This is a genomic window from Bacillus sp. Marseille-P3661 (genome assembly GCF_900240995.1).
Classification (GTDB): domain Bacteria; phylum Bacillota; class Bacilli; order Bacillales; family Bacillaceae_J; genus OESV01.
The window spans coordinates 2,338,071-2,344,636 of the sequence record NZ_LT965953.1 but is presented as its reverse complement, the minus strand read 5'-3'; the positions used below and the strand labels follow the sequence as shown (position 1 = coordinate 2,344,636).

Here is a 6,566-nt window from a genome sequence, read left to right as displayed (position 1 = left end):
GACGGGATAAGTGCTGAAAGCATCTAAGCATGAAGCCCCCCTCAAGATGAGATTTCCCATTACTTTAAGTAAGTAAGATCCCTCAGAGATGATGAGGTAGATAGGTTCGAGGTGGAAGCATGGCGACATGTGGAGCTGACGAATACTAATCGATCGAGGACTTAACCAAGTAGAAAACCTGACACGACTGTTCAGACTCGATGAGCAAATGTTCTTCCGACGAAGAAGTCGATAGACTTCCGGAGGAGGAAGGTTATTTGATCTCGAGAGTCTAGGAGTGGAAGGTGGACAATTACCTACAGTTTATGAATGCTTGTTATCTAGTTTTGAGGGAACAATCCTCAAAATTAATATGTTTGGTGACGATAGCGAAGAGGTCACACCCGTTCCCATTCCGAACACGGAAGTTAAGCTCTTCAGCGCCGATGGTAGTTGGGGGCTGCCCCCCTGTGAGAGTAGGACGTTGCCAAGCAAAGACAAGGAGTAGCAGAAATGCTACTCTTTTTAGTGAATAAGAAAGTGAAACTCAAATAACGGAATAGATGTCCGGAACCTTTTCAAAAGCGGACAAAAAAGCCCTTATTTACACAAAAGCGGCAGCCTTTATAAGTTTACCGGACAATAAATCCTCTATTAACCAAAAAACAAAAGAAAGTACGTCCTCATTCGTGCAATAGCGGAGCAAAAGTCCGTGAAACGAAAAAAATCTCTGTGAAACGCAAATAACGGAATAGATGTCCGGATACATTTTAAAAGCGGACAAAAAAGCCCTTATTTACACAAAAGCGGCAGCCTTTATAAGTTTACCGGACAATAAATCCTCTATTAACCAAAAAAGAAAAGAAAGTACGTCCTCATTCGTGCAATAGCGGAGCAAAAGTCCGTGAAACGAAAAAAAATCTCTGTGAAACGCAAATAACGGAATAGATGTCCGGATACATTTTAAAAGCGGACAAAAAAGCCCTTATATACACAAAAGCGGCAGCCTTTATAAGTTTACCGGACAATAAATCCTCTATTAACCAAAAAACAAAAGAAAGTACGTCCTCATTCGTGCAATAGTGGAGCAAATGTCCGTGAAACGCAAAAAATCCTCTGTGAAACGCAAATAACGGAATAAATGTCCGGATACATTTCAAAAGCGGACAAAAAAGCCCTTATTTACACAAAAGTGGCAGTCTTTATAAGTTTACCGGACAATAAATCCTCTATTAACCAAAAAACAAAAGAAAGTACGTCCTCATTCGTGCAATAGCGGAGCAAAAGTCCGTGAAACGCAAAAAAATCTCTGTGAAACGCAAATAACGGAATAGATGTCCGGAAAGTTTCAAAAGCGGACAGAGTTGATGTGGTAGATAGGATCGAGGAGGAAGCTTATTTGAACTCGAGAGTCTAGGAGTGCAAGGTAGACAATTGACTACAGTATATGAATGCTTGTAATCTAGTTTTGCAAAAACAACATTCATTAATTATGAATATAAACAAAAGTAGCAGAAGTGCTACTTTTTTGCTTCATTTTAGAATATGTTTGGTGTTGCTAATTGACTATTATTAATTAATTAAAGAAAATAATCCTGTATGGAATACGTCTGGATTTAATTATTATGCAAGTTAGTATGTATTCATATGTAATAGATAGATAAAATGATTAATAGCATTGCAGTCCTTGAAATAATATTTCCCTAAAAAACATTGCAATGGGTTGTTTACTATTGTAGTAGGGTTTACGAAACAAACTTGCCAGTATAGATTTCTTTTCCTTTTGTATTAATTGGTATAGCAATCCATATTTCTTCTATTAATAATAACAATCTCATCGATTCTTCTTTCAACTGATTCCTACATAAATTCTTACCAATGGATTCTCCCTTATCTTTTAAATGAAGCATTTCTGTTAAAAGGAATAAATTATTAGAATAAACTAAATAGAATTATAGTTTATAATATTTACATTGTTTAAATATTAAAAACAATTGACATTTCAGAAAATTTAAATTATATTGTACTTAACCAACTCATTATATAATCTACCAGTTCATTCTGTGAATCAGACAGGTTCATGAAATTGTAATTCGTAGTATTAAATAGCATGGAAGCGAAGGGAGAATTTTTATGTTTAAAAAAACATTAGATGAAAAGGCTTTCCAAAAGTTAAAGGAAAAAATGGATCAGGGTTTATTCCCACAATGGGTAGTAACAGACCCTACACTTTTTGAGGTTGAAAAAGAAAGTATTTTCGGAAAGACATGGCAATTCATAGGTCATGAATCCGAAATTGGCGAAGATGTTGGAAGTTACGTGACAAGATGGATGGTCCATGATCCAGTTTTACTTGTAAGAACAGCGGACAACGACATAAAAGCATATCTAAATTCATGTACACATCGTGGGACCCAATTATGCACAGCTGACCGCGGTAAAAAGAAAACGTTTACATGTCCATATCATGGATGGAGCTTTAATACAAATGGTGAACTGATTGGTATAGTTGCTGGCAATAAGGTTTATGGCGAAGAGATGTGTAAAGCCGAATGGAATCTTCGTGAAATACCAAGATGCGAAAGTTACCAAGGAATGATTTTTGGGAATTTAGACCCTAATGCTGAATCTCTTGAAGATTATCTAGGAGAAATGAAATGGTATCTAGATATGATGATGGGAAGAAGCGATGGTGGCATGGAAGTAATAGGCCTACCACAAAGATGGGTAGCAAAAGCGAACTGGAAGGCAACAGCTGAAAACTTTGCAGCTGATCCATATCATGTTCAAACAACACATCGATCAACCGTTGAAATGGGCATAAGCCCTGAGGATCCACTTTATGCAGGATATGGACACCAGGTAGTATGTAAAAATGCACATGGAATTAATGTTATCACTTCTAAAACAGGAAAAGGTAGAGTTCCATATCAAGGAATGCCAGAATCAATGATTCCTATGTTTAAGAAAAACCTAACAGCAGAACAAGATGATATTATGTCAAGGGTATCCGTATTTGTAGGGGGGGTTTATCCGAATCTTTCATTTGTAAGTCCATTGCATGGTACCGAAGGTCATTTGCATAACTACTTGAACTTCCGCGTATGGAGACCATTAGGACCTGAAGAGGTTGAAGTTTGGTGTTGGTTTATGATCGATAAAGCGGCTCCGGAAGAATATAAAAAAGCTGCTTATAAGGGCTATCTTGGTTCATTTGGTCCGACAGGTACATTAGAGCAGGATGATACAGAGACATGGGCAAGGATTGTAGAGGTAAGTAAAGGGTTAATGATGAGGGATAAGGAACTTAACTATAACAGTGTTGCCAATTACTTAATGGGATTTGGACGTGTTGAGCAAGATACCTCATTCCCAGGTCCCGGAACAGCGTATCCTACTACCTATCTTGATGCAATTGCAAGAGCAATGCACGAGAGATGGTTTGAATTAATAACACATGATCAATTTGTGAAGGAGGAGAGTAAATAAATGAGCTCTGAAGTACAAAATAAAGTGACCACTGAATTAAGAAATGAAATTACCGACCTGCTATATCATGAGGCATATCTATTAGATCACCGGAAGTATAAGGAATGGCTAGAATTGTTTACAGATGACGTAAATTATAAAATGCCATTACGTGAGACCGTTGAAGGTGTAGATGTTGATAATATTGCAACCGACTCCTTTTATTATGATGAATCTAAAGCTGCATTAAGAACTAGGGTAAATCGACTTTATACAAAATCAGCTTGGGTAGAAAATCCGGCAACTCGTCAACGGCATTTTATTAGTAATATCATGATTGAGGGCACATCTAATCCTGATGAAGTAGAAGTAAGGAGCTATTTTCTTTATAAGCGTAACAGAGGTTCACACCGCGATCTAGAGGAATTATACGGGGAACGTGTTGACACTATTCGAAAAGTGAATGGCGAATGGAAGATCGCTGCAAGAATTATATACCCTGACCAAGCTGTCATTTCAACGATGAACATGAGTATGTTTTTATAATCAAATTTCTAATAGGAAAAACCTTCAGTCTTTAAATATAGAGCTGGAGGTTTTTTATTATATAAATTAGTAGGATACAGATAATGTTTTTGATAGTGAATTAGATTTCATCAAATCAAGGTAATAACCGCATCTAACGCTTAATTTTGGAAAAGCAATATCTCGTTTTTTTGTGTTACTATTAATAGGAAGTTATTTTATAAGCGAGGTAGCAACTAGATGAACAAACAAGCTTATTTTTATCAATTTTTAGAACCAATTTCCAAAGAATTAGCGCTTGTTGCTCGTGAACTTGAAAATAGTATATTCACAAGTCCGCGCACAATGCTTACACATGCTCGAGTATTTGTTGAAAATATTTTACAAAAAGTAATCCAAGCTGAGAAGTTACCATATGAATCAAGAACAAGTTTAAAAGAAACATTAGATTTGCTTAATGATAATGGTTATTTAGTTCCAGAAATAAGAGACGCTCTTCATCATGTACGCCAGATTGGAAATCAGGCCGCACATGATGCAAGGATGTTCCGTTACTCTGAGGCATTGTTATCATGGGAAGCAGTATATAAGATTGTTAAATGGTATATAGAAGTATATGGTTCAATTAATTTCAAAGTACCTGAGTATCAAGATCCATCGCCTAGTATGGACCAAGTATACGATATAACTGAACTTGAGGTTCGACTAAAAGCGTTGGAAGAGCTTCTCATTGCTGATCAAAAAGCAAAAGATGAATACATTCAAAATGAAATAGCTGTTACAACGCTAAATGCAGAGGTTGAAACTGAAAGTCCAGGGTTTACAAAAATTAGAACTATTACTTATAAGGAATATCAACTTGAAGTGCCTTATTTTCTTCGTGATGCCTTTTTGTTGCCACAACGGTTCGCTAAATCGGAAACATTTCTTATTCGATTAGGTGCTGAGCAACAAGCAAGAATCATGAGTGAATTACCTAGCAATTTAGAAGGGCTTTATAAATCCGTAAAACGTTTTAATGAAAAAAATGATGCGATTTTCTTTGAGGAATTAAAGTTATACATCGAAGAAGAAAAAATAAGACGGCAACTTTCAATAGAGCGTCCAGGAGAATTATTTTTCTTTTTTAAGGCAGACCACATAATAGTGACAGAAGATTTATCGAAAGTGCAGCTTACGGCAAATGAATTTAGTGGTATACCGAGTCTTATTAGACAATTAAATGAAGATCAAATACTAACTGTAGGGCAATTGCCAAAGGAACTAGTTATTCTTGCAAAGTATGGTAATGTAGGACTTGGTACCGTGGAGAAATTATTTGAGCAGTTAAAAGATAGACAGAAAGGTAAAGTCTAAATTTAAGATAGTATTATATTTACAGATATAGGGCATTTATAAGTTCCTGTTCTTAGCACGTTACTTTTGTAATGTGAGAGGGGCAGGTTCTTTTTTTTATACAATAATTAGTAGGAGCCAAGAGTTGACTTAACTGTTTTCAGTTTTGGATTTCATGACCATCTGTCATAATATTATGACTAAAAGTAACTAGTGGAAAGCTATAGCATCGCATAAGATAAAATATAGCATAGAGCATAAGATCTATTTATAAATTGAAAGTTAAATTGATGGATGTGAATGGTTATGAAGATTATAGTTACTGGTGGAGCAGGATTCATCGGTTCTCATATCGCAGAACGGTTAGTTGAACAAGGTCATTCTGTCGTGATAATTGATAATTTAAAAACTGGAACAAAAGAAAATCTAGGTTCTCATATGAAACTGTACCAAGAAGATATCAGAAGTTCGAATATAGAATCAATATTCAAATATGAACGCCCTGATGCTATTATACATCATGCTGCACAACTATCTGTATCCTTATCTCATCTTGACCCCTTTTATGATTTTGATGTCAATACCCAAGGTACAGTTAATCTACTAAAATGCTGTGCGAAACACGATGTTAAAAGCTTTATTTTCGCCTCTTCCGCTGCTGTTTATGGCAATCCAACTATTCTTCCGATACCAGAAGACCACCTGTTATCTCCTTGCTCTTTCTATGGCCTTTCAAAACGATGTGCTGAAGATTATATTATTCTATTCTCTAAGAATTACAATTTTAATTACACTATTTTTCGATATGGCAATGTCTATGGACCAAGACAATCAAGCAAGGGTGAGTCTGGTGTGATTAATATTTTTACGGAACGTATTTTAACTAAACAGCCCTTAATCATCCATGGTGATGGATTGCAAACTAGAGACTTTATTTATGTAAGTGATGTTGTTGAAGCTAATATTAAGGCATTAACATCAGAAGTAAATGGAATATTTAATATCGGTTCAGGTACAGGTGTATCCATTAATGAAATGATAGCTCTGCTTAAACAGACTGCTGGAAATTTGGTCACAACTGAGTTTTCTGTTGAAAGAGCTGGAGATATTAAACATAGTCTGTTGAATATAAACAAAGCGAAAACGTTGTTGAATTGGACACCACAAACAGCCCTTGAACATGGGATAAAACAAACCTTCCAGTCAATTTCCACTTACAACAATAAACCTCACGAATAGTGTATTAATGTAGAAATAAG

4 protein-coding genes and 2 rRNA genes are annotated in these 6,566 nt (G+C 35.8%); all 6 read left to right on the top strand.

What is annotated here, in order from left to right; all coding sequences use genetic code 11:
* Positions 1-169 (top strand): 23S ribosomal RNA (locus C1724_RS10875); the annotation flags it as partial.
* Positions 170-355: 186 nt separating this feature from the next.
* Positions 356-472, top strand: a 5S ribosomal RNA gene (gene rrf / locus C1724_RS10870).
* Positions 473-2,112: 1,640 nt separating this feature from the next.
* Complete coding sequence (locus C1724_RS10865) at positions 2,113-3,468, top strand: aromatic ring-hydroxylating oxygenase subunit alpha (protein WP_102346673.1); 1,356 nt, start codon at positions 2,113-2,115, stop codon at positions 3,466-3,468.
* Positions 3,469-3,993 carry an aromatic-ring-hydroxylating dioxygenase subunit beta gene (locus tag C1724_RS10860; protein ID WP_180994228.1) on the top strand — a complete coding sequence of 175 codons (525 nt, stop codon included), beginning with the start codon at positions 3,469-3,471 and terminating at the stop codon, positions 3,991-3,993.
* A gap of 219 nt (positions 3,994-4,212) precedes the next feature.
* Positions 4,213-5,328 (top strand): DUF4145 domain-containing protein, encoded by a 1,116-nt coding sequence (locus C1724_RS10855; RefSeq protein WP_102346672.1) that lies wholly within the window; start codon positions 4,213-4,215, stop codon positions 5,326-5,328.
* Between the two features lie 285 nt (positions 5,329-5,613).
* Positions 5,614-6,546, top strand: a complete 933-nt coding sequence (locus C1724_RS10850; RefSeq protein WP_102346671.1) for an NAD-dependent epimerase/dehydratase family protein — start codon at positions 5,614-5,616, stop codon at positions 6,544-6,546.
* Positions 6,547-6,566: the final 20 nt, after the last annotated feature.

Bases quoted from the DNA above. Each gene is read 5' to 3' on its own strand.
- C1724_RS10865 (WP_102346673.1), top strand. From the start codon at position 2,113: ATGTTTAAAAAAACATTAGATGAAAAGGCTTTCCAAAAGTTAAAGGAA.
- C1724_RS10860 (WP_180994228.1), top strand. From the start codon at position 3,469: ATGAGCTCTGAAGTACAAAATAAAGTGACCACTGAATTAAGAAATGAA.
- C1724_RS10855 (WP_102346672.1), top strand. From the start codon at position 4,213: ATGAACAAACAAGCTTATTTTTATCAATTTTTAGAACCAATTTCCAAA.
- C1724_RS10850 (WP_102346671.1), top strand. From the start codon at position 5,614: ATGAAGATTATAGTTACTGGTGGAGCAGGATTCATCGGTTCTCATATC.